The organism is Bradyrhizobium sp. USDA 4472, assembly GCF_054058595.1.
The window spans coordinates 2,256,112-2,282,523 of sequence record NZ_JBSSAM010000001.1 but is presented as its reverse complement, the minus strand read 5'-3'; the positions used below and the strand labels follow the sequence as shown (position 1 = coordinate 2,282,523).

General features: G+C 64.3%; 24 protein-coding genes. 12 read left to right on the top strand and 12 right to left on the bottom strand.

The features are described from left to right. Positions 1 to 33 precede the first annotated feature (33 nt). On the top strand, positions 34 to 462 hold the full coding sequence (locus ACVWZ4_RS10390; protein WP_456740239.1) for a GFA family protein: 429 nt from the start codon (positions 34 to 36) through the stop codon (positions 460 to 462). Between the two features lie 177 nt (positions 463 to 639). Continuing rightward, positions 640 to 2,445, top strand: a complete 1,806-nt coding sequence (locus ACVWZ4_RS10385; protein ID WP_456740238.1) for a caspase family protein — start codon at positions 640 to 642, stop codon at positions 2,443 to 2,445. Between the two features lie 45 nt (positions 2,446 to 2,490). On the opposite strand, the gene ACVWZ4_RS10380 is transcribed toward ACVWZ4_RS10385, so the two are convergent. Next, on the bottom strand, positions 2,491 to 3,180 hold the full coding sequence (locus ACVWZ4_RS10380) for a DUF1345 domain-containing protein (RefSeq protein ID WP_456740237.1): 690 nt from the start codon (positions 3,178 to 3,180) through the stop codon (positions 2,491 to 2,493). Between the two features lie 7 nt (positions 3,181 to 3,187). After that, a complete protein-coding gene (locus ACVWZ4_RS10375) occupies positions 3,188 to 4,111 on the bottom strand; it encodes a polyprenyl synthetase family protein (protein WP_456738999.1) in 924 nt (307 codons plus the stop codon). A gap of 161 nt (positions 4,112 to 4,272) precedes the next feature. Here ACVWZ4_RS10375 and mtgA point away from each other — a divergent pair, with 161 nt between their 5' ends. From mtgA to ACVWZ4_RS10360, 3 genes are all read left to right on the top strand, one after another. Further along, the gene (mtgA, locus tag ACVWZ4_RS10370; RefSeq protein ID WP_456700727.1) at positions 4,273 to 4,947 is read left to right on the top strand and encodes a monofunctional biosynthetic peptidoglycan transglycosylase; all 675 of its coding nucleotides are present in this window, start codon (positions 4,273 to 4,275) and stop codon (positions 4,945 to 4,947) included. A gap of 171 nt (positions 4,948 to 5,118) precedes the next feature. Continuing rightward, positions 5,119 to 5,301, top strand: coding sequence for a 50S ribosomal protein L32 (rpmF, locus tag ACVWZ4_RS10365; RefSeq protein WP_007598106.1), 183 nt, complete (start codon positions 5,119 to 5,121; stop codon positions 5,299 to 5,301). Positions 5,302 to 5,445: 144 nt separating this feature from the next. Then, positions 5,446 to 6,087, top strand: a complete 642-nt coding sequence (locus tag ACVWZ4_RS10360) for a hypothetical protein (RefSeq protein WP_456700728.1) — start codon at positions 5,446 to 5,448, stop codon at positions 6,085 to 6,087. A gap of 74 nt (positions 6,088 to 6,161) precedes the next feature. Here ACVWZ4_RS10360 and ACVWZ4_RS10355 read toward each other — a convergent pair whose 3' ends face one another. Then, the gene (locus tag ACVWZ4_RS10355) at positions 6,162 to 6,422 is read right to left on the bottom strand and encodes a hypothetical protein (RefSeq protein WP_456738256.1); all 261 of its coding nucleotides are present in this window, start codon (positions 6,420 to 6,422) and stop codon (positions 6,162 to 6,164) included. Between the two features lie 219 nt (positions 6,423 to 6,641). Here ACVWZ4_RS10355 and ACVWZ4_RS10350 point away from each other — a divergent pair, with 219 nt between their 5' ends. Continuing rightward, the gene (locus tag ACVWZ4_RS10350; RefSeq protein ID WP_456740236.1) at positions 6,642 to 8,336 is read left to right on the top strand and encodes an EAL domain-containing protein; all 1,695 of its coding nucleotides are present in this window, start codon (positions 6,642 to 6,644) and stop codon (positions 8,334 to 8,336) included. Between the two features lie 137 nt (positions 8,337 to 8,473). On the opposite strand, the gene ACVWZ4_RS10345 is transcribed toward ACVWZ4_RS10350, so the two are convergent. Genes ACVWZ4_RS10345 through ACVWZ4_RS10335 form a run of 3 tightly spaced genes read right to left on the bottom strand, consistent with a single transcriptional unit; the run spans position 8,474 to position 11,624 of the window. After that, positions 8,474 to 9,349 (bottom strand): acyl-CoA acyltransferase, encoded by an 876-nt coding sequence (locus tag ACVWZ4_RS10345; protein WP_456700730.1) that lies wholly within the window; start codon positions 9,347 to 9,349, stop codon positions 8,474 to 8,476. Positions 9,350 to 9,385: 36 nt separating this feature from the next. Next, positions 9,386 to 10,366 carry an amino acid--[acyl-carrier-protein] ligase gene (locus tag ACVWZ4_RS10340; RefSeq protein ID WP_456740235.1) on the bottom strand — a complete coding sequence of 327 codons (981 nt, stop codon included), beginning with the start codon at positions 10,364 to 10,366 and terminating at the stop codon, positions 9,386 to 9,388. A 40-nt stretch (positions 10,367 to 10,406) separates the two neighbouring features. Next, positions 10,407 to 11,624 carry an acyl-CoA dehydrogenase family protein gene (locus ACVWZ4_RS10335; RefSeq protein ID WP_456700732.1) on the bottom strand — a complete coding sequence of 406 codons (1,218 nt, stop codon included), beginning with the start codon at positions 11,622 to 11,624 and terminating at the stop codon, positions 10,407 to 10,409. 358 nt (positions 11,625 to 11,982) lie between these two features. Here ACVWZ4_RS10335 and ACVWZ4_RS10330 point away from each other — a divergent pair, with 358 nt between their 5' ends. From ACVWZ4_RS10330 to mtnA, 3 genes are all read left to right on the top strand, one after another. Next, positions 11,983 to 12,255: a phosphopantetheine-binding protein gene (locus tag ACVWZ4_RS10330; RefSeq protein WP_456700733.1), complete on the top strand. Its 273-nt coding sequence runs from the start codon at positions 11,983 to 11,985 to the stop codon at positions 12,253 to 12,255. A 260-nt stretch (positions 12,256 to 12,515) separates the two neighbouring features. Continuing rightward, on the top strand, positions 12,516 to 13,391 hold the full coding sequence (locus ACVWZ4_RS10325; protein WP_456736634.1) for an S-methyl-5'-thioadenosine phosphorylase: 876 nt from the start codon (positions 12,516 to 12,518) through the stop codon (positions 13,389 to 13,391). Between the two features lie 18 nt (positions 13,392 to 13,409). Then, positions 13,410 to 14,519 carry an S-methyl-5-thioribose-1-phosphate isomerase gene (gene mtnA / locus ACVWZ4_RS10320; protein ID WP_456763455.1) on the top strand — a complete coding sequence of 370 codons (1,110 nt, stop codon included), beginning with the start codon at positions 13,410 to 13,412 and terminating at the stop codon, positions 14,517 to 14,519. A gap of 78 nt (positions 14,520 to 14,597) precedes the next feature. On the opposite strand, the gene ACVWZ4_RS10315 is transcribed toward mtnA, so the two are convergent. Further along, positions 14,598 to 15,233, bottom strand: a complete 636-nt coding sequence (locus ACVWZ4_RS10315; protein WP_456742202.1) for an HAD-IA family hydrolase — start codon at positions 15,231 to 15,233, stop codon at positions 14,598 to 14,600. A gap of 87 nt (positions 15,234 to 15,320) precedes the next feature. Here ACVWZ4_RS10315 and ACVWZ4_RS10310 point away from each other — a divergent pair, with 87 nt between their 5' ends. Both ACVWZ4_RS10310 and ACVWZ4_RS10305 read left to right on the top strand, forming a co-directional pair. Beyond that, positions 15,321 to 16,079, top strand: a complete 759-nt coding sequence (locus ACVWZ4_RS10310; protein ID WP_456700737.1) for a S1 family peptidase — start codon at positions 15,321 to 15,323, stop codon at positions 16,077 to 16,079. A gap of 120 nt (positions 16,080 to 16,199) precedes the next feature. Beyond that, positions 16,200 to 17,702, top strand: coding sequence for a flavin-containing monooxygenase (locus ACVWZ4_RS10305; protein WP_456700738.1), 1,503 nt, complete (start codon positions 16,200 to 16,202; stop codon positions 17,700 to 17,702). A 63-nt stretch (positions 17,703 to 17,765) separates the two neighbouring features. On the opposite strand, the gene ACVWZ4_RS10300 is transcribed toward ACVWZ4_RS10305, so the two are convergent. From ACVWZ4_RS10300 to ACVWZ4_RS10285, 4 genes are all read right to left on the bottom strand, one after another. After that, positions 17,766 to 18,596 carry an MlaD family protein gene (locus ACVWZ4_RS10300; RefSeq protein WP_456700739.1) on the bottom strand — a complete coding sequence of 277 codons (831 nt, stop codon included), beginning with the start codon at positions 18,594 to 18,596 and terminating at the stop codon, positions 17,766 to 17,768. A 141-nt stretch (positions 18,597 to 18,737) separates the two neighbouring features. Beyond that, the gene (locus ACVWZ4_RS10295; protein WP_456740232.1) at positions 18,738 to 20,957 is read right to left on the bottom strand and encodes an acetate--CoA ligase family protein; all 2,220 of its coding nucleotides are present in this window, start codon (positions 20,955 to 20,957) and stop codon (positions 18,738 to 18,740) included. 180 nt (positions 20,958 to 21,137) lie between these two features. After that, positions 21,138 to 21,749 (bottom strand): class GN sortase, encoded by a 612-nt coding sequence (locus ACVWZ4_RS10290; protein ID WP_456742201.1) that lies wholly within the window; start codon positions 21,747 to 21,749, stop codon positions 21,138 to 21,140. 82 nt (positions 21,750 to 21,831) lie between these two features. Further along, positions 21,832 to 24,099, bottom strand: coding sequence for a marine proteobacterial sortase target protein (locus tag ACVWZ4_RS10285; protein ID WP_456740231.1), 2,268 nt, complete (start codon positions 24,097 to 24,099; stop codon positions 21,832 to 21,834). A 187-nt stretch (positions 24,100 to 24,286) separates the two neighbouring features. On the opposite strand from ACVWZ4_RS10285, the gene ACVWZ4_RS10280 reads away from it, so the two are divergent. Further along, positions 24,287 to 25,057, top strand: coding sequence for a helix-turn-helix domain-containing protein (locus ACVWZ4_RS10280; protein ID WP_456700742.1), 771 nt, complete (start codon positions 24,287 to 24,289; stop codon positions 25,055 to 25,057). A 72-nt stretch (positions 25,058 to 25,129) separates the two neighbouring features. Here the strand turns inward: ACVWZ4_RS10280 and ACVWZ4_RS10275 are convergent, their stop codons facing one another. Beyond that, complete coding sequence (locus ACVWZ4_RS10275) at positions 25,130 to 26,350, bottom strand: ABC transporter substrate-binding protein (protein ID WP_456700743.1); 1,221 nt, start codon at positions 26,348 to 26,350, stop codon at positions 25,130 to 25,132. Positions 26,351 to 26,412: the final 62 nt, after the last annotated feature.

Sequence of the window (26,412 nt, the reverse complement as noted above, 5' to 3'; positions counted from 1 at the left end):
ATGGCTGTCTTCTGCCATTTTCGCGAGGGCATCATGACCGGTTCACAACATCGGAACGCTCGTATCCTTGCCGGCGAATGCTTTTGCCGCGCCGTCCGCTACGAGGTGGCGGACGCGTTTTCCTATGCATTGAACTGCCACTGCTCGAATTGCCGCCGCACCACCGGTTCCGCCTTCAAGCCGTTCGCCGGCATCGCGTACGGCCAGCTCCGCCTCATCGGGGGTGAAGACCAGCGGATGATCTACGGGGACGACACCACCCATGACGCGCACTGCGCCCGTTGCGGCTCGCTGCTTTATTCCAGGGTTCGCGAAGGACAATGGATCCATGTCACCTTGGGAACCCTGGTCGACGCCCCCTCGATCCGCCCGAGCGCCCATATTTTCGTCGGCTCCAAGGCGCCATGGCACGAGATCACGGACGATCTGCCGCAGTATCGGGGCCATATCGGGGACGGTTAGGGAAGCCGGCCCGCGCCGATTCGGCGGCGAACCGCCAACGCGCTGGCGCGACTAACAAAAGGGGCTCCTCAACCTGCCAGGGTGCCGTCTTCGTGACCCCCATCACAAGCGCGGATGGCGGAGCTTGCTAAGGTCGTCCCGGAGGGTGTGAACTGCTCCGGATTTGGAAGTCTCGTCATGCGCAATTTGTTCAGACCATTGCTCCTCGCTGTCGCGCTGATGTTTGCCGCCGGGCCAGCCTTCGCCGGAAAGCGCGTCGCGCTGGTGCTCGCCAACTCGGACTATCAGCACGCTCCCTCGCTCGCCAACCCCGTCAATGACGGTGCGGTGATGGCGACGACGCTGAAGGATGCCGGCTTCGATGTCGTCGATTCCCGCCACGACCTGACGGCGCTCGATACGCGGCGCGTGCTGCGCGAATTCGCCGACTCTGCACGTGATGCCGATATCGCCGTCGTCTATTACGCGGGCCACGGCATCGAGGTCGACGGCGCCAACTATCTGATTCCGGTCGACGCCAAGCTCGAACGCGACACCGACGTGTATGACGAAGCGTTGTCGCTCGACCGCATCCTTGTCGCGATCGAGCCGGCCAAGCAGCTTCGTCTGGTGATCCTCGACGCCTGCCGTGACAATCCCTTCGGCAAGACCATGAAACGCACGATCGCCTCGCGCGGCATCGGGCGGGGCCTGGCGCAGGTCGAGCCGGGCAGCCCCAACACCCTGATCGCCTATTCGGCCAAGGCCGGCTCCACCGCGCAGGACGGTGACGGCAGCAATAGCCCATTCACGGTTGCGCTGTCGAAGCATCTGACGACGCCGGGCCTCGATGTCCGCCGCGCCTTCGGCTTCGTGCGCGACGACGTCTTGAAGATCACCAACAACAAGCAGGAGCCGTTCGTCTACGGCTCGCTCGGCGGCGAAGACGTGCCGTTGGTGGCGGTCAAGGCCGCGGCGGCGCCCGCACCTGCGATCAATCCGCAAGCCGATATGCGCCGCGACTACGAACTGGCGCTTCAAATCGGCAACAAGCCGGCGTGGGAAGCCTTCCTGGCCCAGCACCCTGATGGGTTCTACGCGAGCCTCGCCAAGCTCCAGCTCGACAAGATCGAGGCCGAGCAGGTTCACGCTGTCGCGATCGAGAAGGCGAAACAGGCGGAGGCCGAGCGCGACCGTCTCGCCGCGCTCGGCGCGCAGAAGGATGCGCAGACCAAGGCTGCGGCCGATGCGAAGGCGGCCGAGCAGGCCCAGCTTGCCGCGCAGAAAGCCAAGGAGCAGGCGCAGCAGCAGGCTGCGGCTGCCGAGCAGCAGCGCGTCAATCTCGCCGCCTCGGCGCCGGGCGCTGCGCCTGCCAGCTCGGCGAGCCTCTCCGGCACCGATGTCGCCGCGTTGACGCCAGCAAGCGCGCCGGCCGATCTCAGCCGCGCAGTTCAGACCGAGCTCGGTCGCGTCGGTTGCTTCTCAGGCCAGGCCGATGGCAACTGGAACACGTCCTCGCAGCGGTCGCTGTCGCAGTTCAATCGCTATGCCGGCACCAAGCTCGACGTGAAGGTGGCGAGCACCGATGCGCTCGACACGATCAAGTCAAGGCAGTCGCGCGTCTGCCCGCTGGTCTGCGATCACGGTTTCAAGTCCGACGGCGACAAATGCACCAGGATCGTTTGTGGCGACGGCTATGTGCTGAACGACGACAATGAGTGTGCCAGGAAGCGCGACGCAAAGCCCGCAACCGCCAAGCGCGACGATCGGGACGAGCGTCCGGCAAGACAGCGTCGCCAGCCCGGCGGTGCGGCTGCCGGAGCGGAGGGCGGCCACGGTGCCGCTGCGGGCATTGCCGCTGCCGCCGGCGCTGGCCGCGGCACGGGCAGCGGTCAGATTTTCTGCAACACCCTCGGCTGCCGTCCGGTCTCGCGTGGCTGTCATCTCGAATATCGCGGCGGTGGCGGCCCCCACAATGACGCAAATGTCGAGGTGTGCAATTAGGGGGCACTGCGTCAGCGCCGTCCTGCGCGACGGTACGGACGGCGGTCAAGTCGAGATCGCGCTCGCCGCGATGTTCACCGTCAGCGCCAGCAGCGCGGTGTTGTAGATGAAAGACACGATGCCGTGCGCCGTGGCCGTGCGGCGGATGGTCTTGTCGGTGATGCCGACATCCGAGACCTGAGCGGTCATGCCGATCACGAACGAGAAATAGACGAAGTCCCAATAGTCGGCGTGGTCTTCCTTGTCGCCGCTCGGGAACTGCAATCCGCCGGACGGCGGACGGTAATAGTCATGGGCGTAATGCAACGCAAAGGTCGTGTGCACGGCGGCCCAGGACAGCGCGATCGTGGTGATGGCAACGGTCAGTTCCATCGCGCCGCGGTGGGGCGTGCCGAGCTCATAGACGATCGCGGCAATGCTCGCGAAGGCACCGGTCGCCGTCACCAGCAGGATCACGAAGCGGCCGTCGTCCTGCATCGCGGCCGCACGGCGAATGTGCTGGTGGTCGTTGCACAGCATCATCGTGTAAACCAGCACGAGATAGGCCGCGATCAGCGCATCCCAGCCGAACAGCAGCCGAGTCACCAACCGGTACGAGCCGGGCATGAGCAGGCAGACGAGGATTCCGACGCCGAGCGAGATGAAGGTCCGCGGCCGCGAGTAAATCAGCCGCATCGGCCGCGACATCTGGCGGAAGCGGGCGAGGACGGGATCTTCTTTGCCCTCGGTCGCCATGAACGCGTCAGTTCTTGCGTTCAGCCACAAACCGCGCAGCGGCTTGCAACACGGCGGCGCGGTCGCCGAAGATCGAGACTGCGCTGTCGGCGCGCGCGAGCAGATCGCGCACCCGCTGCTTGGCGCCTTCGATGCCGAGCTGGGTGACGAAAGTGGTCTTGCCGAGTGCAGCATCGGCGCCGGCCGGCTTTCCGAGCGCGGCCGCATCGCCTTCCACATCGAGCAGGTCGTCGGCGATCTGGAAGGCTTCGCCGAGCGCGCGGCCGTAATCGTCGAGCGCCTGATATTCCGCCTTCGAGGCCTGGCCGAGGAGCGCGCCGGCGATGCAGCCGTAGCGCAGCAGCGCGCCGGTCTTCATCTGCTGAATGCGGGCGACGTCGATCGGCTCGTTGCCGCCGAAGCGGCCTTCGCCGGCGAGATCGAGGATCTGACCGCCGACCATGCCGCCGATGCCGGCGCAGCGGGCCAGCGCGCGGGTCAAGAGCAGCCGCACATTGGCGTCGCGATGGACCTCGTCGCGGGTGATGATGTCGAAGGCGATCGTCAGCAGGCCATCGCCGGCGAGGATCGCGGTGGCGTCGTCGGTCTGCTTGTGCAGGGTGGGGCGGCCGCGGCGCAGGTCCGAATTGTCCATCGCCGGCAGATCGTCATGGATCAGCGAATAGCAGTGGATGCATTCAAGCGCGGCGCCGACCAGCAGCGCGGCCTCGCGGGGAACGCCGAACACGGCCGCGCTCTCGACCACCAGGAACGGCCGCAGGCGCTTGCCGCCGCCGAGGCTCGAATAACGCATTGCGTCCATCAGTCGCTTGGGGCGGGCGATCTCATCGTGCAGGATGTCGTCCGACAGCAGGCGAGCGAGCAAGGCCTCGGTGTCGTCAGCGGTCTTGTCCAGACGCTTGGCGAAATCGGACGGGGACGTGCCGGTCATCAAGAAAGGCTCCAGGACTAAAATTCGGCCGGACAATCCTTTATGCGCCCGCCCCAGTCAATCGTTTGGAAGGCCTAAAAAGTGCTGGAAAACGCCCGAATTATCACAGACTTAATGCCGGGATCCGTGGCCGCGTTTGATTTCCCGCCGGAAAGGTCGATTTGCGCATCGTCAAAATCCTGCTGGTAGCGCTGGCGGTCGTGGCTCTCGCACCCTACGTGGTCGCGCCGTTCTACCGCAGCGGTCGTCCGGTTTCGACGCTGATGGCCTGGCGCTCGCTGACGGGCGCGCCGATGCATCGGGAATGGATGGATCTGGCGGCGATGTCGCCCTATTTGCCGCGCTCGGTGGTGGCAGCCGAGGACGCCCATTTCTGCAAGCATCACGGCATCGATTGGGGGGCGCTGCGCGAGGCGATCGACGACGCTCAGGAGGACGGTACGCCGTTCCGTGGGGCCTCCACCATCACCCAGCAGGTAGCAAAGAACCTGTTCCTCTGGCAGGGCCGGGATTTCGTTCGCAAGGCGCTGGAATTTCCGCTGGCGCTCTGGATCGACCTCGTCCTGCCCAAGCACCGGATCCTGGAAATTTACCTCAACATCGCGGAGCTCGGCCCCCAGGGCCAGTTCGGAGCGGAGACGGGGAGCGCGTATGCCTTCGGCAAGTCGGCCGCGAGCCTCTCCCCGCGGGAAGCGGCGCTTTTGGCCTCGATCCTGCCGAATCCGGTCAAGCGCAGCGCCCGGACCCCGGGGCCTGGCGTTCGTCGGCTGGCCGGGACCTATGTGGCGAGGGCGCAAGCCTCCTCGCTTTTGACCTGCTGGCGGGAAAATCGCTGATTTCGGGCCATTTCCGGGCGCATTTTCCGTCCCAGAACCCTAGCTTTACGGCCAGCCTTCCTCTATAAGCCCGGCCTTGATCGGCATTCAGCTCGCCTCGTATTTGCGGGTGCTGAGCCGTCCCTCCGCGGACGATGCCCGGATGAACACCAATCCCTAGAGGATACTGAAATGGCCGTTCCGAGAAGAAAAACCTCGCCGTCGCGCCGTGGCATGCGCCGCTCGGCAGACGCCATCAAGAAGCCGACCTATGTGGAAGACAAGGACTCCGGCGAGCTCCGTCGTCCGCACCATCTCGACCTCAAGACCGGCATGTACAAGGGCCGTCAGGTCCTGAAGAAGAAAGAGTCCTGAAGTTTAGGACCTTTCTCCGGGCAGAATGATTTCACCTGCCTGATTTCGGCCAACCCATGAGATATGACAGTGACGGCGGCGGAGCCAATGCTTCGCCGCCGCATTGTCCTGCCTGGACATCTTGATCGAGAAGGCGATTTGCCGATGGTCGGTTTCCCGCTGCTCCTGATTCCGCTCGCGGTGTACAATATCATCGCCTTCCTGATGCCCAGCGTGTCCTTTTCGGACGTGCTGTTCAAGGTGCCGATGATCACGGGCGAGACCTGGCCGGTTACCCTGGCTGATCTGCTGCTGGCGCTCGGCGTGTTGCTGCTGCTGCTCGAAGTGGTCAAGGGCGCGCGGCCCGGCGCCAAATTCCTGATGGATCATCTGCTGTCGCTGATCATCTTCGGCGCGGCCGCGGCCGAATTCGTGATGTGGCCCAAATTCGGCAACTCCACCTACTTCCTGCTGGTGCTGCTGGCGATGGCCGATTTCCTCGGCGGCATCGCCCAGCGCGCGCGCCGGCGCATCGCCTATGTCGCCGCCGAGACCGTCGCGGTGCCGCGCAAGACGAAGCGCCAGGTCGAGGCGCCGCCGCCGGCGACGGCGTTCGAGCCGAAGCTCGATCCGGTGTCCGCGCCGCAGCCCGAACGGCCGCCAGCGCCCTCGGCCCAATCGGTTGCGGAATCCGTTTTGATGGATCACCCCGCGCCCAAGCCGGGCATCGTCCCGTCGCCGGAAATTCCCTCGCCGCATTTGCAGCCGGGCAACGGCACGCCGCCCTCGCCCGAAGAGCCGCGCTGATCTTGCGGCAGGGCCAGTGTGCTCCCCGGCCCCGCTCTAACGGGCAGAGGTGAAGGGGAGAAGGCCTCGCTTGCTCAAGCCACCTGGCGCGTACGTGCGCTGACGCTGGGCAGCGGGCGCTTGCTGCCATAGGCCATGCGCGCGTCCTCGGAGGAGCCGCGCCGCAGCCGGCTCGCCTGCGGCAGGTGCTCGGCGTTGGCGATCAGCTGGGTGACGAAGCTAGGATCGGGTCGCGTCAGCGGCATTTTGCGGACCCACTGCAAAACCGGCGTCAGCGGGACCAGCGCGGTACTTGCTTCCCGCGTTGTTTCTTCGATCTGGTCCGCATTCACCATCGCCACACCGCTGATCCGGTTGAACTGGCGCATTTCGGGACGCTGGCGCCGGTGCATGTGATGGTCTCGCAAGGCCTATGCCGGCCGAGCCTATTCCGTTCCCAGGGCTTCGGGAACGTGGTTTCCAAATTGTTTATGAACTTTGCCTAGGTTGGACGACGAATCTGGCCGTATCCTGTGCCGGCTCAGGACTCCCCGCTGTCCCGAAACGAGGCGCTTTTGACCCCAGCATTGCCGCAAGCCTCCGAGATCCTGGCCGCCCTCGGCCAGGCGGTCTTCGTCTGGGATATCGCCAGCGATGCCATCGTCTGGGGCGAGCAGGCCGGCGCCATCTTCCCCGGCATCCCGGCCGAGCGGCTCGCGACCGGCGCCGAGTTCGCCAAGCTGATCGAGCCCGCGCAGACGCTGCGGAGCGCCGCGCTGACGCAAACCTCCGCCGTGCATGGCGCCGAGGGCACGCCCTACCGGATCGAATATGGCGTGCGCCTGAGCGCGTCCGATCCCGTGGTCTGGATCGAGGAGACCGGCCGCTGGTTCGCCAGTGCCGACGGCCGCCCAATGCGTGCGATCGGCTCCGTCCGCATCAACAATGAGCGGCACGCGCGCGACGAGGAACTGACCAAGCTTGCGCGGCTCGATCCGCTGACCGGCGAGCTCAACCGCTCCCATCTGCTCGCGGCGCTGGCCGAAGCGATCGAGGAGACGACCCGCTTCCGCTCGACCGCGGCCTTCATGCTGGTCGGCATCGATCACCTTGCCCGCGTCAACGATGCTTTCGGCTTCGACGTTGCCGATGCCGTGATCCTCGATGTCGCCAGGCGCATTCGCGCGCGCCTGCGTGGCGGTGACGTGCTCGGCCGTTTCTCCGGCAACAAGTTCGGCCTGATCCTGAAGAACTGCACCGTCGACGACATGAACGTTGCCGCCGAGCGATTTCTCGCCGGCATCCGTGACGAGGTGGTGCCGACCAAATCGGGACCGGTTTCGGTCACCGCGTCGATCGGCGCGGTCAGCCTGCCGCGCTATGCCCGCAATGCCGGCGAGGCGGTCAACCGCGCCCATGAGACGCTGGATGCCGCCAAGCGCCGCCGCGCCGGTTCGTTCGCGGCATGGCGCCCGGACGCCGCGCGCGATGCACAGCGCCGCGTCAACATCCGTGTCACCGACGAGATCGTCACCGCGCTGAACGAACGCCGCATCAAGCTCGCCTATGAACCGGTGGTGTCGGCCGCCTCGCGCGAGGGCGCGTTCCACGAATGCCTGGTGCGCATGGACCAGGGCGACGGGCAGGTGCTGCTCGCGCCCGACATCGTGCCGGTGGCCGAGCGGCTCGGCCTGATCCGGCTCGTCGATCACCGCGTGCTCGAGCTCGTGGTCGCCGAGCTCGCGGCTGCGCCGGATGTCAGGCTCAGCCTGAATATTTCGCCCGATACCACGATGGATCCCGATTGGTGGGCCGGGATCGAATCGCTGATGCGCGCCCATCCCGGCGTGGCCGAGCGGTTGATCGTGGAGATCACCGAGACGGTCGCGATCCAGGACATCGACGATGTCCGCGCCTTCGTCGGCCGCCTGAAGAATTTCGGCAGCCGCATCGCCATCGACGATTTCGGCGCCGGCTACACCTCGTTCCGCAATTTGCGCAAGCTCGGCGTGGACATCGTCAAGATCGACGGCGCCTTCGTGCAGAACATCACCCATTCCGCCGACGACCGTGCCTTCGTGCAAACCCTGATCGATCTCGCCCGCCGGCTCGACATCAAGACGGTCGCCGAATGGGTGCAGGACGAGGAGGCCGCGAACATGCTGCGCGACTGGGGTTGCGACTACATCCAGGGCCGGCTGATCGGATTGGCGTCAGCCGAACGGCCGTGGAGCGCGACATCGGACAGCGCGCTACCCGCGGCGGGGTGAGGTGCCGTCGGGTGGGCAAAGGCGCCCTTGCGCCGGGTCCACCATCTCGCGGCGGATGCGACGAATTTCTCCTTTGAAATCAACGCCCGTTCTACTGTGCATGGGGTTGTTTTCGAGGACATCAACGAGAACCGCGCCTATGGCCCGTAAAGCACGAGTTCCGTATCGGTGAGATCGGCCAATCGCGGGCGGTGCGGGCCCTTGAAATATTTGCGGCCGCGTCGCTCGGTATAAATGCCGACAAGGCCGCGGATCGGCTCGTTGGAATCGGCGAGCACCAGGATCTTGCCGAGCCTCAGCAGCAGCCGGCCGATGCGGCCGGCGCAGGCGGCGTATTCGGCCGCGCTGCGGCAATAGATCAGCTGCATCACCGGGGGTGCGATGAAACCGCGCCGGATACGCACCGGTTGCAAGATGAAGGGGAATACGCCCTTCGGCGTGCGGCAGATCAGGCTGAGGCAGTTGTAGCGCGCATGCCGTGTCAGCAGTTCCGTCTCAGCCTCGGAAAGTCCCTCGATCGTCTTGGCGTGCTGGGAGATGACCTCGATCTTGCTCCAGCGCGGCGCCCGCGACAGCGCCGGCACCGAGATGAAGATGCCGCGGCAATAAGCGCGAAAGCCCTGTGTCTCCACGATCGGCCAGGTCCACGGCGCCGGGCTGATGTTGAGGTAGGTGACGTGCTTGTGCCGCTGCGCGATCTTGGTCAGCAGCGGCGCGTAGTTGCGATAGGCCGGCTCGACATACCAGCTCGAAAGGTTGCACTGGATGGCGGTCTCCTCGCCATGCCCGCGCGTGGTGTAGATCAGCAACAGCACGCCCACCGGCTCGCCGTCGTTGTCCAGCATGTAGCCGAAGCGCGGATAGCCGTCCGGCACCGGCCGGAACGCTTGCCGTCGCAGGCCCTGGATCCAGTAATCCCGCGAGCGGCCGACGAAGCCGCGCGTCAGCAAGTCCGCGATGGCTTCAACATCGGACTCGGTGATCTCGCGACATCGGACCTTGGTGTGGATCACGCTCGTTTTGCCCGTGGAAATGGTCGGCCTCTCAGCTCAGCGCCAGCCTTCGCCGTGGGCGTCGGCCGGAGCGAGCGGCTGCATGCCCATGATGTCCCGCACTTTGCCGGGCCACGCGGAGAGATCGGCGCCGTGGGTATGGAACATCGCGACGGCCAGGCGATCCATGCCGAACGCGACGCAGCCGGTGTGCGCCGGCTCGCCATTGGCGTCCCGGATGCCCCAGGTCGTGCCGAAGTGCTCGCGGTGATAGTTGAAGCTCATGCAGGCGGTCGGCTGCTCTTCCGAGCGCAGCGGGATCAGCAGCTCGAACTTGAGCTGCTGCTGCTTCTGGCTCACCGCCTTCATCTGACCGACGCGGCCGAAGAAGGGATCGCTCGCATAGTCGACGCGGAAGGTCAGGCCGAGGTCGGTCGCGATCGCCTGGGCGCGCACCATCCAGCGCTCGCGGAAATCGGCGACGTCGTCGGGGGTCCCGATGCAGACATATTCGCGCATCCGAAACGATTGCAGGCGGTCGAGATGCTTTGACGGCTCGCGGCGGAAGCAGTCGGCAGCGACGTCGAAGCGCAGGCCGCCTTTCGGCAACTGGCCGCGGCTCGCCGCGATCGGATAGACGGGATAGCAGGCGGCGGGCGATAGCACGAGATCGGCCGGCGAGAGCGAACTGGTCCAATCGCCGCCGGCGTCGAAGCGGCTCACCGCGGCGTTGATCTCGCGTTCGGTGCCGTGCAAGCCGCAGACGCAGCCGAGCAGGTTCGGAAAGCTCTTGAGGTAGCCCGACTTTTCCAGCTGCGCGCGGCTCATCACCGGCGGGAAGCGCATCACCTCCGTGCCGGCCTCGCGATTGCTCGTGATCAGCGCGGCGAGCTTCTCGACGACACCCTCATAGAGCGCAGTGCGCGCGTAAACGCCGTCCGCACCCATGCGGTGGAACAGCTTGTCGGCGAGATGATCGAGCGGATCGACGACCTGAGGGGCCGTTTCGGGTGAATCGTGGAGGACTGCGATGTTCATGGGTCGGATGTCCTGCTACCTGAAGATTGTTCTTGTTGATTTAGTCACGAAGGCTTGCCGGCACGCCGCTCATCAGGGTGGCGGTGCCGGCGTTGGCCAGAATGCGGTCATTGTTGATCATGATCGGCGAGGACAGCACGTCGCGCAGATGGCGGCCCATGGTGAACTCGCCGTCATTGCGGTAGCCGGAAAGACCCGCCGTGCGCATCGCATGCATCACTGTCTCGACGGCGAGCTCGGAGGCCTGCACCTTCAGCAGCGTGATGGAGGACTGGAAGTCGAGCGACCCGAGCGCGCGCTCATCATGTTCGACCCGGGCGAAGGCATCGACGTTTGCGGCAATCAGTGCACGCAGCTTCGCCAGCGACATTTTTGCGGCGGTGAAATGCGCGGCCGCCGGCGGCATCTGACCGCCGGAGCTACGGGCGGCCTTGCGGACGAACGCCTGCGCACGCGTGACCGAGGCGGCGGCAATGCCGGCCCAGGCCGACGACCAGCACAGATGCGCGAACGGTGTCATGGTCTGCGCGTGGATCTTGTCATAGGCTTCCGGGAAGACGCGGTCGGCGGGGCAATCGACCTTCAGCTCGAATCCGGTCGAGCAGGTCCCGCGCATGCCGAGCGTTTCCCATCCCAGCGTCTGCTTCAGCGAATAATCGTCCTTGGCGAGCGCCAGCAGCACCTGGTCGGAGGCGGCCGCCTCGGTGGCGCGGCGGGCGATGGTGACGAGGCCGTCGGCTTGGGCCCCGTAGGAAATCACGGTGGCGTCGCGCAGCAGCGAAACGGTGTCGCCGGCGACGTCGACGGCGGCGGCGCTGGCGCGGATGTTGCCGCCGTTCTGGCCTTCAGTGGTGGAGGAGGCGAGCAGCCACTGGTCGCGGGCGACCCGCCGCATCATGGTTTCCATCCAGGGAATGCCATGGCCGTGCCTGACGACGCAGGCGACCTTGGTCTGGTGCATCGCGTAGATCATCGCGGTCGACGCGCAGGCGCGCCCGAGCGTGTAGCAGATGTCGGTGACGTCATAGATCGATGCGCCGAAGCCACCGAATTCGACCGGGATCATGACGCCGAGCAGCTCTTGTTCACGCGCCGCGTCGAATGCCTTGTGGGGGAAACGGGCGTCGCGATCCACTCCGTCGGCGTCGGCCGCAGCCACGCTTGCGGTGCGCGCTGCCCGCTCGATCAATGACGGGCCCTGCCCGAGAGGGCTCGGCTGCGCTTCGTCGACAGTGAGGACTGCTTCACGCACGTTCATGCTCGTCCGCCTCCGTTGCGTCGTGATGGATCGCCGCCATCATTCGCGACGGCGTATCAGCGATGCTCCGACCTTCTTTGCTTGTGAGATGAGGCTACGGATTTAATTCAAATTCGTCGATCAAATAGAGGGTAAACGAACTGCAATTCGGAATGAACAGTTAAGGTCCGGTTGTTTGCAGGATGGGATTTTCAGCGGTCGCGTTAGGGATCCGGAAGAGGCCGGGATTCCAGACGATCTGAGGCATCGTTTACTAAGAAACGCGAAGTAATGGTGGCGCCCATTGTGAGATCGGCCCGTCGCGCCCATCGTACCGGGCGACCGGTTCGACCTATGATGGACAGACGGGAACTTAACCATGCAGGCCTTCGACACTGACGTGCGTAACCGCATCATCAAGCTGGTGAAAGATATCCTCGAGCAGAACTCGCTCACCGCGGACGTCGCACCGTCGACGAAGCTCGTCGACGCCGGCCTGACCTCGATGGACATGGTCAATCTGATGCTGGGTGTCGAAGCCGAGTTCGACTTCACGATTCCGCAAACCGAGATCACGCCGGAGAATTTCCAGTCCGTCGCGACGCTGGAGCGCATGGTCGCAACCCAGCTGAAGCTGGCAAAGGCGGCTTAACGTCCGCTGTCGTTCCGGCGAACGCCGGGACCCATAACCCCCAGGGGGAGTTTGCCAAGGCTGGTCGTTCGGGACTAAGGGCATCGGCCAACGATTCGCGGTCTTGATCCCGGCCTTCGCCGGACGGCACCGATGCGCGGTCGAGGCCGGTCACATCTCACAGTGTCGACATCGCCGCCTTGCCATCACCCGGTTCCAAATCCGTCCCAAAACTGGCATAGCTTAACCATGTCGCGCGAGGCGGACAGGGTGGAGCAGGCATGACGCAGGCGGTATTGGGCATCATCGGCGGCTCCGGCATCTACGATTTGCCGGGTCTCGAGGGCGCGCACGAAGAGGTGATCAAGAGCCCCTGGGGCGACCCGTCGGCACCCGTGCGGCGCGGCACCATTGCAGGCCTGCCGATCGTGTTCCTGCCGCGACACGACAAGGGCCACCGGCTGTCGCCCTCCGACATCAACTATCGCGCCAATATCGACGTGCTGAAGCGGGCCGGCGTCACCGACCTGATCTCGCTCTCGGCCTGCGGCTCCTTCAAGGAGGAGCTGCCGCCCGGCACCTTCGTGCTCGTCGACCAGTTCGTCGACCGCACCTACAAGCGCGAAAGCTCGTTCTTCGGCAAGGGCTGCGTTGCGCATGTCTCGATGGCGCATCCGGTTTCGCCGCGGCTGCGGATTCACCTTGCTGCGGCCGCCGAGGCCGAGGGCATAGCGATCGCGCGCGGCGGCACCTATGTCTGCATGGAGGGGCCACAATTCTCCACCTATGCGGAGAGCATGACCTACAAGACATCAGGCTATTCCGTGATCGGCATGACCAACATGCCCGAGGCGAAGCTCGCCCGCGAGGCGGAGATCTGCTATGCGACCGTCGCGATGGTGACGGATTTCGACTGCTGGCATCCCGATCACGACGCCGTCACCGTGCAGGACATCATCCGCGTGCTGACGTCGAACGCCGACAAGGCGAAATCACTCGTGGCGCGACTCGCCAGGGATTTCCCGCGCGAGCATGAGCTGTGCCCGATCGGCTCGGACCGCGCGCTCGACACCGCGCTGATCACGGCGCCGGAGGCGCGCGATCCCGAACTCCTGAAGAAACTCGACGCGGTAGCCGGGCGCATCCTGCGCGGTTGAAGTGAGAGGCAGAAGGCCATGAAGGTCGACGGCAAGCATTTCCGCAGCATCTGGCGCGAGCGTGACGGCTGGTCGGTGGGCGCCATCGACCAACGCCGGCTGCCGCACGACTTCGTCGTCGCGCGCCTGACTTCGTGTGAGGACGCGGCGGTCGCGATACGGGATATGCTGGTTCGCGGTGCACCGCTGATCGGCGCGACCGCGGCCTATGGCATGGCGCTCGCTATGCGCGAGGACGCCTCCGATGCCGGCTTGAAACGCGCCTATGACACGCTGGTCGTGGCGCGGCCGACTGCGATCAACCTGAAATGGGCGCTGGACGAGATGCGCACGGCGCTCGCGCCGGTCGATCCGGTCGAACGGGCGGAAGCGGCGTATGCCTGCGCCGACGAGATCGTGGAACAGGACGTCGAGATCAACCGCGGCATCGCTGCCAACGGCCTTGCGCTGATCGATGCGATGGTGGCCAAGAAGAAGCCGGGCGAGACGGTCAACGTGCTGACCCATTGCAACGCCGGCTGGCTCGCCACCGTCGACTGGGGCACCGCGACCGCGCCGATCTATCTCGCACATGAGCGCGGCATCAAGATCCATGTCTGGGTCGACGAAACCCGGCCGCGCAACCAGGGAGCCTCGCTCACGGCGTGGGAGCTCGGCCATCACGGCGTGCCGCACACGGTAATCCCAGACAATACCGGAGGGCACCTGATGCAGCACGGCATGGTCGATCTCGCCATCGTCGGCACCGACCGCGTCGCCGCCAATGGCGACGTCTGCAACAAGATCGGCACCTATCTGAAGGCGCTCGCCGCGCACGACAATGGCGTGCCGTTCTATGTCGCATTGCCGTCGCCGACGATCGATTTCGCGGTTGACGACGGCATCCGCGACATCCCGATCGAGCAGCGCAGCGGCACCGAAGTGACCGACATGACTGGCCGCACCGTGGATGGAAGGCTTGAGACTGTGCGGATCGTGCCCGAGGGCTCACCGGTCGCGAACTATGCGTTTGACGTGACACCGGCGCGGCTCGTCACCGGCCTCATAACCGAACGGGGGGTGCTCAAGCCGGATCGCGCCTCGCTCGCAGCTGCGTTCCCAGAGCGCATCGCCGCCGCGGCGGAATAGGGGTTCGCGCGAGGCGAGGTCGCCACGCGCCGTCATTGCTTCGTCGCTTCGCTCCTCGCAAATGACGAGAATGATAGACTACCCCAGCATAAGCCCCGTTGCGGCCTCCAGCTCGGCGATCGCCTGCGTGCCGCTGGTGACCTTGATCGTGGTCATGCCCATCTCGCGCGCCGGCTTCAGGTTCACGCCAAGATCGTCCAGATAAACGCAGTTCTTCGGATCGACCTTCAACGTCTCGACCATCAGCTGGTAAATCCGCGGATCCGGTTTGCGCAGGCCGATCTTGGCGGATTCGATGACGTGATCGAACAGCACCATAACCTCGGCAACGTAGAGCGAGCGTCCGGTCATGCTGCCGATGGCATTGGCCGGCAGATTGTTGGTGATACAGCCGGTCTTGAATTGCGCCTTGATGCGCTTCAGCGCTTCGACCATCTCGGGGCGCAGATCGCCCTGCAGCAGCGGCAGCACCTCGCGGCCGCGAACTTCCGCCCCGAGGGCGAGTGATTCCGCCGCGAACAGTTGGTCGAATGTCTCGATATCGACCTCGGCGCGCTCAAATTTGGCCCAGGCATTTTCCAGATGATTGGCCGCGTTGGTGCGTCGGATGATGTCGGCCGGCAGACCGCGCTCTGTTTCGAATCGCGAGAATGCCTCGAACGGCGAACTCGTCAGCACGCCGCCAAAATCAAAGATCACAGCCTCGATCGCCACCAATTCCGCCCTCGTCAATTGCTTTCCAGGAGGGCTAGCATGCGCTATCGGCAAGGGCCAGTCCTGCCGATGCCAGAGCATGTTCCCATGAAGAAGGTCGTCACTCTCCTCGCAGCCGCGCTGCTGCTCACGATGCCCGCTCATGCCATCGTCGGCGGCGGGACGCCGCAAACCGAAGGTGTTGCGCGCGCCGTCGTCACCATCGTCGGCTCGCGCGGCAATTTCTGCACGGGCACCCTGATTGCGCCGAAGCTTGTGCTGACGGTCGCCCACTGTGTGCAGCCCGGCGCGGACTACAAGATCGTGGATCGCGGCGCCGACGGTCAGCCCCAATTGCTGAACGTTCGCACGGTCGCGATCCATCCGAACTTCAACATGCAGGCGATGCTGGCGCATCGTGCCACGGCAGACGTGGCATTGCTGCAACTTGAAATTCCACTCAAGGGAAAATCGACGGTGCCGGTCGGAATGCCGAATATTCCAATCCAGGTCGGCAGCCGTTTCACCATCGCCGGGATCGGCGTCACCATGCGCGGCGATGGCAAGAGCGGTGGCGCAATTCGCGTTGCCGGCCTTGTTGCCACCGGCCAGCCCGGCACGTTCCAGATTCGCCTGGTCGATCCCGTAACCAACGGCGTTCGCGACGGAATTGGCGCCTGCACCGGCGATTCCGGTGGCCCCGTGTTCGAGGACAAGCCTGATCGTGCCGTGCTTGTTGGGGTCATCAGCTGGTCGACGGGGCCGAATGGCGCCGCCGGCTGTGGCGGGCTGACCGGCGTCACGCCGTTGACGCTCTATCGCGACTGGATCTTGCAGACGGCGCGGAGCTGGGGCGCGGCGTTGTAGTTTGATCGCGACTTGATCTATGTCATTTTGCAAGGGAAGCGCGATGGGTGACCCTGCCCGTCGCAGAGGAAACGCGCCGCCATCAAGGCGGCCTGACCAAGACAAGGCATAGAATCAACAATGAATGTCGCTGTTCGCAATCACGCCTCGGCTAAACAGGCTTCAGAACATTTCGACGTGCTGATCGTCGGTGCCGGCATTTCCGGCATCGGCAGCGCCTATCACGTCAGCAAGCAGCTTCCGGGCACGAGCTACGTCATCCTGGAGACGCAGGCGACCTTCGGCGGCACCTGGAGCACGCATCGCTATCCCGGCATTCGATCGGACAGCGATCTCCATACCTTCGGCTACAGCTTCAAGCCTTGGGTCGGGCCGCCGATCGCGACGGCCGAGGAGATCCTCGCTTATATGAACGAGGTGATCGACGACAACGATATCGCCCGCCACATCCGCTACAAGCACAAGATCGTCTCGGCGAACTGGTCCAGCGAGCAGAATCTCTGGACCATCGAGGCGGTGACGACCGACACAGGCGAGGCAAAGACCTTTACCGCGAACTTTCTCTGGATGTGCCAGGGCTATTATCGCCATTCGGAAGGCTACACGCCGGAATGGAAAGGCACGGACCGGTTCAAGGGCCCCATCGTCCATCCGCAGACCTGGCCTGACGACATCGATCTCGAGGACAAGAAGATCGTCGTTATCGGCTCAGGCGCCACCGCGGCGACGCTGGTGCCGAATATCGCGGACAAATGCGCGCATGTCACCATGCTGCAGCGCTCGCCGACCTATTTCCGCCTGGGGCGCAACGCCATCGAGATCGCGGAGGAACTGCGCCGGCTCCAGGTCGACGAAGCCTGGATCCACGAAATCGTCCGCCGCAAGATTCTGTTCGAGCAGGATGCGTTCACCAAGCTCTGCCTGTCCAAGCCGGAGGAGGTGAAGAAGGAACTGATCGGCCAGATCAGCGCCGTGCTCGGTCCTGACTACGACGTCGAGACGCACTTCACGCCGAGCTACCGGCCGTGGCGTCAGCGCATCGCCTTCGTGCCGGATGCCGATCTGTTCAAAGGCATTGCCAGTGGCAAGGCCTCCGTCGTCACGGACGAGATCGAATGTTTCGTCGAGAACGGCATCCAGCTGAAATCGGGCCGGCTGCTGGAGGCCGACGTCATCATCACTGCAACCGGCTTCAATCTCTCGGCGCTCGGCGATATTGCCTTCGAGATTGACGGCAAGCCGCTCGCTTTCGGCGAAACGGTCACCTATCGCGGCATGATGTTCACGGGCGTGCCGAACATGGCCTGGGTGTTCGGCTATTTCCGCGCCAGCTGGACCTTGCGCGTCGATCTCGTCGCGGATTTCGTTTGCCGCCTGCTCGGCCACATGAAGGCGAAGGGCAAGAAGAAGGTCGAGGTGTCCTTGCGTGCCGAAGACCACAACATGCCGATCCTGCCCTGGATCGATCCGGAAAACTTCAACCCCGGCTACATCATGCGCAACATGAACTTGCTGCCCAGGCGCGGCGACAAGCCGGAATGGCAACACAGTCAGGATTACTGGACCGAGAAGGACGAAATCCCGAAGACGGATCTGGATGACAAGGCTTTTGTGTACGGGTGAGGTTTTCGAACGTCACGCGCTCCAATGCCGGCAAGGGGCGTCGTGCGCTACAATTGGTGGGCTCTAACGCTTCTGCTGGGCCGGCTTGCGCGGTGGGCGCGGAGCGACGGCGGCTGTAGGCATGCCGCTCATCTTGTTGCCGGCTTCGCTGAGGTCGAGCAGCGAACGCCTTGTGTCTTCGAGGAAGCTCGCCGATTTCTTCTTCATGGTGTCGGCGAGGTCGTGCAGCCCCTTCAGTTTTTCGAACAACTCGTCGGTCTTGCCATCGATGAAGCCGGGCACCGCGCCCTCGATCTTGGCGACGGCCTTGTCGAAACCGGCAAATGCATCGTCGACCTTGAGCATCACCGTGTCGATCTCGTCACCCCTGCCCCTGAGATCGGCGGTATGATCCTCGAACGTGCGCAGGCCATCCTTGATCGCGGGCGCATTGCTGACGATCGTGCGATCGACGCTGTGCAGCGTATCGACGATGGATTCGGCGTCGCTGAGATCGGCGATCAGTACGGGGATGCCGTCGGCATCGAGCGGCACCGGCGGCGCGGAGGGGGCACCGCCGATCAGCGAGACCGCGGCGACGCCGGTGAGGCCCTGGAACTCGATGCCGGCCACTGTGTCCTTGCGCAGCGGCGCGGCGTTGTCGAGCGACACCAGCGCCACGACCTTGCGCGGACTCTCCAGCTTGATCGAGAGGATCTGGCCAGCCGGCACGCCGTCGAAATCAACCGGGCCGCCGCTGCGCAGGCCGCTCGCGGAACCACCTTCGAAAACGACGCGCAACTGGCTGCGGCTCTGGCTGGCGCGCCATTTCTGCACGCCGAGTAGGCCGCCGAACGCGACGGCGATCACCGTCAGCGTCGCCGTGCCGATCACCAGATTGCTTGCGCGTGCCATGCGGGTGACTCTACGACCAAAGCCGGGAAGTTGGAAGCAGGCCGCATGGTACGCAGGGCGGCTTAGCGGAGCGTGACCCGCCGTCGTCTCAATCAGTTTCAGTTGGCGGATTACGCTGCGCTAATCCGCCCCCGTGCCACATCAATGCTTGGCGGCGCGTTTGGCGGCGGCATTGTTCAACACGATCAGCGCATCGACAGCGACACCCGTCCTGGCATTGATCAGGAACGGATTGACGTCGATTGACGCGATCCGGTCGCCGGCGTCCGCAATCAAATTGGAGAGCCCGACCAGCGCCTTCACGGCGGACGCCTCGTGCAATGCCGGCTTGCCGCGATAGCCGCGCATCTTGATGCCGGCCTTGGTGCGGCCGATCAGGAGCCGCGCCTCGGCCTCGTCCAGCGGTGCGCCCGCCAATGCCACGTCCTTCATCAGCTCGATATCGATGCCGCCGGTGCCGAACAGCACGACGGGTCCCATCTCGGCATCGAGCGAGGCGCCGACCACGAGCTCGAGGTCGGCCTTGACCTGCTGCGCGATCAGGATGCCGTCGACATCAGGCTTGCCCTTCAGCTTCTTCACCCGCGCGATGATGTCGGCAAACGCCTTCTTCACCTCGGCCGCGCTGGTGAGGTTCAGCACCACGCCGCCGATGTCGGATTTGTGCAGGATCTCGGCGCTGACGACCTTGGCGACGACCGGGAAGCCGATCTGCCTGGCGATCTTCACGGCCTCCGCCGCCGTCTGCGCGATTCCCTCCTTGGAGACCGGGATACCGTAGGCTTTCAGCAGCTTCTTCGAGGCGACCTCGTCGAGCGCGGCGCCACTCGCGGATTTCAGTGCCTTCTCCAGCACGGCGCGCGCGGCGGGCTTCGAGCTCGAGACGATGTCGGGGATTTCCTTGCGCAGCTTCGCATAGGCGAGCAGCGATTTGATCGCGGTCACCGCGCGGTCCATGCCCTGCATCACGACGAGATGCGGCAGCGATTTGCGCAAGCCTTTGGTGAACTCGGTGAAGCCGATCGACATCGCGCTGATATAGATCACGGGTTTTGAAGCACGGCTCGCCATGTCGTTGACGGTGCGCAAATTGCGCTCGCGCTGCTCGTGCGGCGTCTTGGGAAACTCGGCGTCGACAATGACGATGTCGATATCAGGGTCGTCGATCATCAGCTTGATCGACTTCATGTAGACGGAGGGATCGACCACCGCGGCAAAGCCGGCATCGAGCGGATTGCCGATGATCGAGCCGGGACCCAGCATCTTTGCCAGCTCGCTGCTGACATGAGGGCTCAGCGGCGCAAAATTCAGGCCTTCGGCATAGAAGGCGTCCAGCAGCATGCCGCGCTTGCCGCCTGATAGCGTGACTGCCGCAAGCCGGTCGCCCCTGGGGACAGAGGCGTGGACGAAGCATTCCGTAGTCTCGATCAGCTCGTCGAGCCCGCTCACGCGGATCACGCCTTCGCGGGTTGCTATCGCATCGAATGTCTCGATCGAGCCCGCAAGCGCGCCGGTATGCGCCATCGCGGCGGCGCGGCCACCTTCTGACGATCCGAGCTTGAGCGCTATCACCGGTTTGCTTGCGGCGCGCGCAGCCTTGCAGGCGTCGCGAAACGCCTTGGTGTTGCGCACGCCTTCGAGATAGACCACGATCACCTTGATGCTCGGATCCTCGGCGAAATAGCGCATCAGGTCCGGCGTCTCCAGCCCGGCCTCGTTGCCGGTTGTCACCATGTAGCCGACGCCGACGCCGCGATCTTCCAGCGCCTGACGGATCGCCATCACGATGGCACCGGATTGCCCGGCAATCGCCACGGGGCCTTGTTCCATGGTGACGATTCGGTCGTCGATATTGGTGAAGAGCTTTTCACCGGCGCTCAAATTGCCCAGGCAGTTCGGGCCGGTGACGGCGAGCCCGGTCTCGCGCACCGCCCGTCGCAGCTCGACGGCGAGCTTCTGGCTCTCCTCGTCCTGCAGCTCGCTGAAGCCCGAGGTGACGATGGTGGCGGACCGCGCACCGGCTGCGGCGGCGTCGCGGATCACCTGCACGGCAAAGCGTGCGGGCACCAGCACCAAAACGTGATCAGGCTTTTCGGGGAGGCTCGCAAAATCCTTGTAGCAGGGCACGTTCCAGATGGTCTCGCGCTTGGCATTGAGCGGATAGAGACCGCCCTCGAAGCCGTATTTGACAAGATTGTTCCAGATGCGCTCGGCGTAATTGCCCGGCTTGTCGGTCGCGCCCACCAGGACGATGTTGCGGGGATGCAGCATGGCGTGGATGCCTTTGACGACGTCGCTGGCATCGGGCGAGGGAGACCATGGGTGGGCAGGACCCGACGCGGCAGAGACCCGAGCTTCCATGGCATGACCTCTTCTGTTGTTCTTTTTGATCGGTTGTTCTTTTTGGCGGCGTGTCACTTGATCGTATGGGGAGTTGCGTGGAGTGGCAACCAGCAGCGCTGCATGCCGCACGGCGGAATGAGCGGTGGGCTGCAATGTTGTGAGCGCTGAATCGATACCGGAGCGACCGATTGCGGGCAGCTATTCACGTTCTCCGATCAAGGTGGCATGCAGCAGGTAGCGTTCGAGGCCTGGCGTGACCGCGTCAAACGGCCAGCAAGTCGCAAGCACCAGCTCGAAGCCTTGAGTCGCGGGATCGATGCCCGATGCGTCGAAATGGACGACCGCCGTGGAATCCGCGCGATAACGAAAGCGTTTGCCGTCACTGCGCGTGACGTCGATCACGTCGCCAATGGCAACCCTGCGCAAGAAGCGGAAGTGGGTATCGCGATGAGCCGCATACACGGCGACGCCACGCTCGCCGGCGTCAACCGTCTCGCTGATGTGCCCGGGCCCGAAGGCGAGCGCCTGGCCGCTTGTGCCTTCCAGAACGATGGCACTGGCGCCGATCCGCTGCACCTCGATCCTTGCCACCGGCCATGTGTCGGCCCACGACCACGGTTTGACCGGTCGGCCGATCGCAATGCTGCTGTCGAACGCACGTTGCAGCAGCACCTGTGCAAGCCAGGCCTTGGCGTGAATGTAGGCGCCGTTGCCGAACAGGATGGCGCCGATCAGCGCGAGGATGAGGGGCGAGATGAGCGGGGCATTACTTCCACCACGGTCATTGCTTCGCTGCGCTCGCAGTGACAGAAGAAAAAATACGCGCGCGGCCGTTGAGTTCGGGACGGGCAGCCGCGCGCGCAAAGGAAGAGGAGTTCGGGGGACTCCTCTCTCAAGCGGCGCCAGCGAGCAAGCTCTGACGCCGGTTGAACAGGAACAGGAGCAAGGCGAGCACGATCATGATCAGGCCTGCGATCATCTTCAGCCCGGCCGAGGTCGCGGTCTTGGGCAGGCGGATCGCATCCGATGTGACCGGTGCCGGTCGCCTTGCGGCAGGTTGGCCCGCATCGGCGTGGCGTTCGCGCAATTGCGTCGGCTGCGGCCGTTCGCCAAGCACTTTCGCGAAATCCCAGCCGGCAGGCAGGTTGACCGGCAGCTCGCTGAGCTCGAGCGGCGCGCCTTCGGGGCGGCTCGGCGTTTTGTCGACAGCGACGAGACTGGTCAGCCGCGTGACGATCTGATGCTCGAGCGCCAGGGCAAGGATCGTCTTGTCGGTATCCTCAGGCGTCATCTCGCGGAGCGTCCGCGCCACTTCGGCATCGCTGACCTTGCGCCTCGCCCAGAGCTTCGACAGGCCCTTGCCTTCGGCGGCATTTTGCAGCGGGAGCGTCACGGACCACGGGCGGTCGCCGACGCGCCCCTTGATCTCCAGCGAGCCCGCGAGCTTGTCGAGCTTCGCCGCCAGCACGAGCGGCTCGTCGCGATAGACGTCCGGAATGATCGCGGGCGTGATGTCGGCTTGGGCCTGAGAGAACTTTGCGGTGAGGCCGGTGACGGCGGGATTTTCCAGCCTGGCGAACAGGCCGCGCATGCGCTCCTCGACCTGCTCGACGGACCCGATATGGGTGAAGGCGCCGCGGCCGAGTTCGGAAGCGCGCGTCATCAGATAGGTGTTCGGCGCGGAGCCGATGCCGACCATGAAGATTCGCGAGCGGCCGCGCATGGCCGTGATCGTCTCGAACAATTGCTGCTCGTTGCCGATCGCGCCGTCGGTCAGGAAAACGATCTGGCGAACCATGTTGATGTCGCCGAGCCTGTCGGTCAGCGCCGCGCGCATCGCAGGCACCATCTCGGTGCCGCCGCGCGCCTGCAGTGCGCTGACGAACGAGGTCGCTGCACCGACATGCGCGGCGTCGGCCGCAACCGAGGCCGGAAACAACACGTCCATGGTGTCGTCGAAACGGATCACGTTGAAGCGGTCGTCCGGCTGGAGGCGGCCCAGCGCATAGAGCAGGCTCGCCTTGGCCTGCTCGATCGAGGTGCCGCCCATCGAGCCGGAATTGTCGGTCACGAACACCACTTCGCGCGGCAGCGGCTTTTGCGTCGCTTGCTCCGCGGCCGGCGGCGTGACGAAGGCAAGCAGGTAATCGGCATCGCCGACATGTTCGCGGAACAGCCCGACCGACGGCGCCTTCTCGGCAGCGGGCTTCCAGGTCAGCTCAAAATCGCGGTCGGCGGGCGCGGCGCCGTCGGCAAGCGTCACCACGCCCGAGGTGTTATCAGGGCTCTCGATCTTGACATCGTGATGGTGGCTCTTCACCTCGCCGAGCGCGAAGCCGGCTTTCAGGTGCACCGTGATGCTGGTCGGATTGACCGGCGCGTTATTCGCGGGATCGACAACCGGCGGCGAGATGCGGTCACGGTCGGGCACCGGGTCCGAACTGGTCGAGCCCCAGCCGGAGCCGTCCTTGCCGAAGTCGACGCTCTGAACGATCGGCGCCGGATTGTAGCGCGGCCCGACGACGAGCGGCACACGCAGCGAATATTCGCTGCCGGATTGATGGACAGGCTCCTGATATTCGATCTGCACCAGGACGGTTTCGCCCGGACCGATATTGGCGACCGAATTGGTGAAGATGTTGGGCCGTTCCTGCTCGGTCAGCGCCGCCTTCTGTCCGCTGCGGCGCGCCTGCTGGTAGCTCACGCGGGCCTGCTGACGCTCCTTGATGTCGCCGACGATGATGCGGCCGCCAACGATCATCTTCAGCGTATCGACGGCACCGTCACTGGCGAGCGGATAGACATAGGTCGCCTCGACCCAAGCCTTGCTCGGATTACGAAAGACCTGCGTGACGCGCGTGCGCAGCGTCGGGCCTGAGACCGTGATGTCGAAATCGGTCCCGAGGCGGATGGCTTCGGTCGTGATGCCGGCCTTCCGTAGCAGGAGGGTGCCGGAATTGGAGTCGCCGGGCTGGAGCAGGCTCGCTTGCTCTGTCGTCGCCGACCAGGAGGTCTCGAAGCTCACCAGCAGGGCGACGAAACTGACCAGGAGCACGGCAATGCTTTGCGCCAGAAGGAAAAGTCCGATCTTGATCAACCTGTTGAGCCAAGGGCGCTCGTCTGGGTGGTCGTCGCTGTCGACTGTGTCGTAAGTGTCCATTTGGCTTGCTCCCGAACGGTGTTGGACGTCGCTGAGCATCGGTCGGGCGGGGGCGATTTCGCGAGCAGAATGATCGGCAATGTTCCGCCGCGGTTGGCCTCCCCGGGCCGCCGCTTTGGCGGTCATGTCCGGTTTTGTGCTGATTGGTCCGCCCTGCTACAGTAGCGGGCGTGGAGCGGGGTTAACGATGCAGACGCAAGACAAGCTCTCCGACAGGCAGCTTTCGGACGAGCAGAGCCGGGAGGTCGCGGAGACGATCCGCGAGGAAATCGCCAGACGCCGGATTTCGCGGCAGGCGCTGGCCGAGCAGGCCAAGCTCAGCCTGTCGACGCTCGAGAAGGCGCTCGGCGGCCGCCGCCCGTTCACGCTGGCCACCACCGTCCGGCTGGAGCAGGCGCTGGGCGTGTCCTTGCGCAAGAGCATCGTTGCGCCGGCGCCCGCTGTTGGTAGCGATGTCGCGCCCGACAGTCTCGGCTCTTATTCGCATCGTGCGGTGACCTGGATCGAGGGCGTCTACATCACGCTGCGTCCGTCGTTTGGCGACAAGGATGCGATTTTTGCCTACCGCACCGAGATCGTCTGGGAGCCGAAGGTCTCGTCGCTGGTTTTCCGCGAAGGCGAGCGGACGGATACGGCCTATGAGCACACGGGTGAAGTTGCCGTGCCGCACCAGTCCGGCTTCATCTATCTTGTCATCAACAAGCATGGCCAGCACCGCGTGATCACGGTGTCGCGGCCGACCGTATCAGGCGCGATGTATGGCATCATTTCGACGCTACGCGCCGGCGCCGGCTCGCAACTGACGCCGGTCGCGGCGCCGATCGCCTATGTACCGGCACGAATTATCGCCGATCCGGCTGTGGGCCGGATCTCACAGGACCACGCGAACTACAAGCTGTATCGAGATCATCTTCGGCGTACCGTCGACGACTCCTTTGCGCTTTTCCTGCCGGCTTGATCTCGCCCGCTGACGCATGAAAAGATAGCGGCCTGTCGACCGCTATCCTGTGTCAGTTGCCTCCGGCCAAAACTAGCCGCTCGGCTCGGCGCTGATGATGGGGCCGAACAGCTCCCACTGGCCGCTCTTGAACCGCCACATTTTGAGCTGCTCGATCGGCGCGAAGTCGGTGGCCGAGGTGTTGATCGTAATCCCCGGGATCAGCGTGTCGGGGGTGAAGTCCTTCAGGCTGGCGGCCTGCTTCATCACGTTCTCGCGGGTCAGATTGTCCCCTGCCTGCTTCAGCACCTGCACCATGGTCTGGGCTGCCGCATAGCCGTAGACCAGATTGGCGTCCGAGATGTTCGCGCCCGGCATGTACTTCTCGATGAAAGCCATGAACTTCTTCATGCCGGCATCGTCCTTCCACTGCGGATCGGACGCATCCTTGAGGTAACCGGCCGACAGCACGCCCTCCGAGGCCTCGAGCCCGGCGGGCTTCATCACCGCGCCGATCGAAACCGAGACGTCGGTCATCAAATGCATCGGTTTCCAGCCGAGCTCGGCGATCTTCTTGATGGCTTGAGCGGCAAATTTCGGGGTCGCAATGTTCACGAAGACATCGGCGCCGGTGTCCTTGAGCTTGACGATATGGGCGTCGATCGAGGGCTCCGACGTCTCATAGCTCTCTTCGGCCACGATCAGCTTCGAGGCCTTGTCGCCGAACACGTCCTTGATGCCGGCGAGGTAATCCTTGCCGAAATCGTCGTTGGCGTAAAAGATCGCAACCTTTGCGTCCGGCTTCTCCTTCAGGATGTATTTGGCGAAGATCCGCGCCTCGACCCGGTAGCTCGGCTGGAAGCCCATCGTCCAGGGGAAATTCTTCGGATCATTCCACTTGCTGGCGCCGGTGGCGAGGAAGAGCTGCGGCACCTTCTTGGCATTTTGGTATTTCTGCACGGCGGTCTGGGTCGGCGTGCCCAGCGCGTTGAAGACAAGAAATACCTCATCGCTCTCGATCAGCTTGCGGATCTGTTCCACCGTCTTCGGCGGCGAGTAGCCGTCATCGTAGGAGATGAAGTTGATCTTGCGGCCGTTGATGCCGCCCTGGTCGTTGATCATCTTGAAATAGGCGTCTTCGGTCTTGCCGATGATGCCGTAGGCGGAGGCCGGGCCGGAATAGGCTTCGACATTGCCGATCTTGATCTCGGTGTCGGTGACCCCGGTGTCGTACGCCTTCTGCGCGAAGGCACCCTGGGTCGTGAGCAGCGTCAACGCGGTTGCTGCGGCAAGCAGGGAGAGTTTCCTGTTCATGAAAATTCCTTGCGGTTCGTCTGGATTGGAGCAGGCACGTCGAAAAAACAAATGCGCCCGAG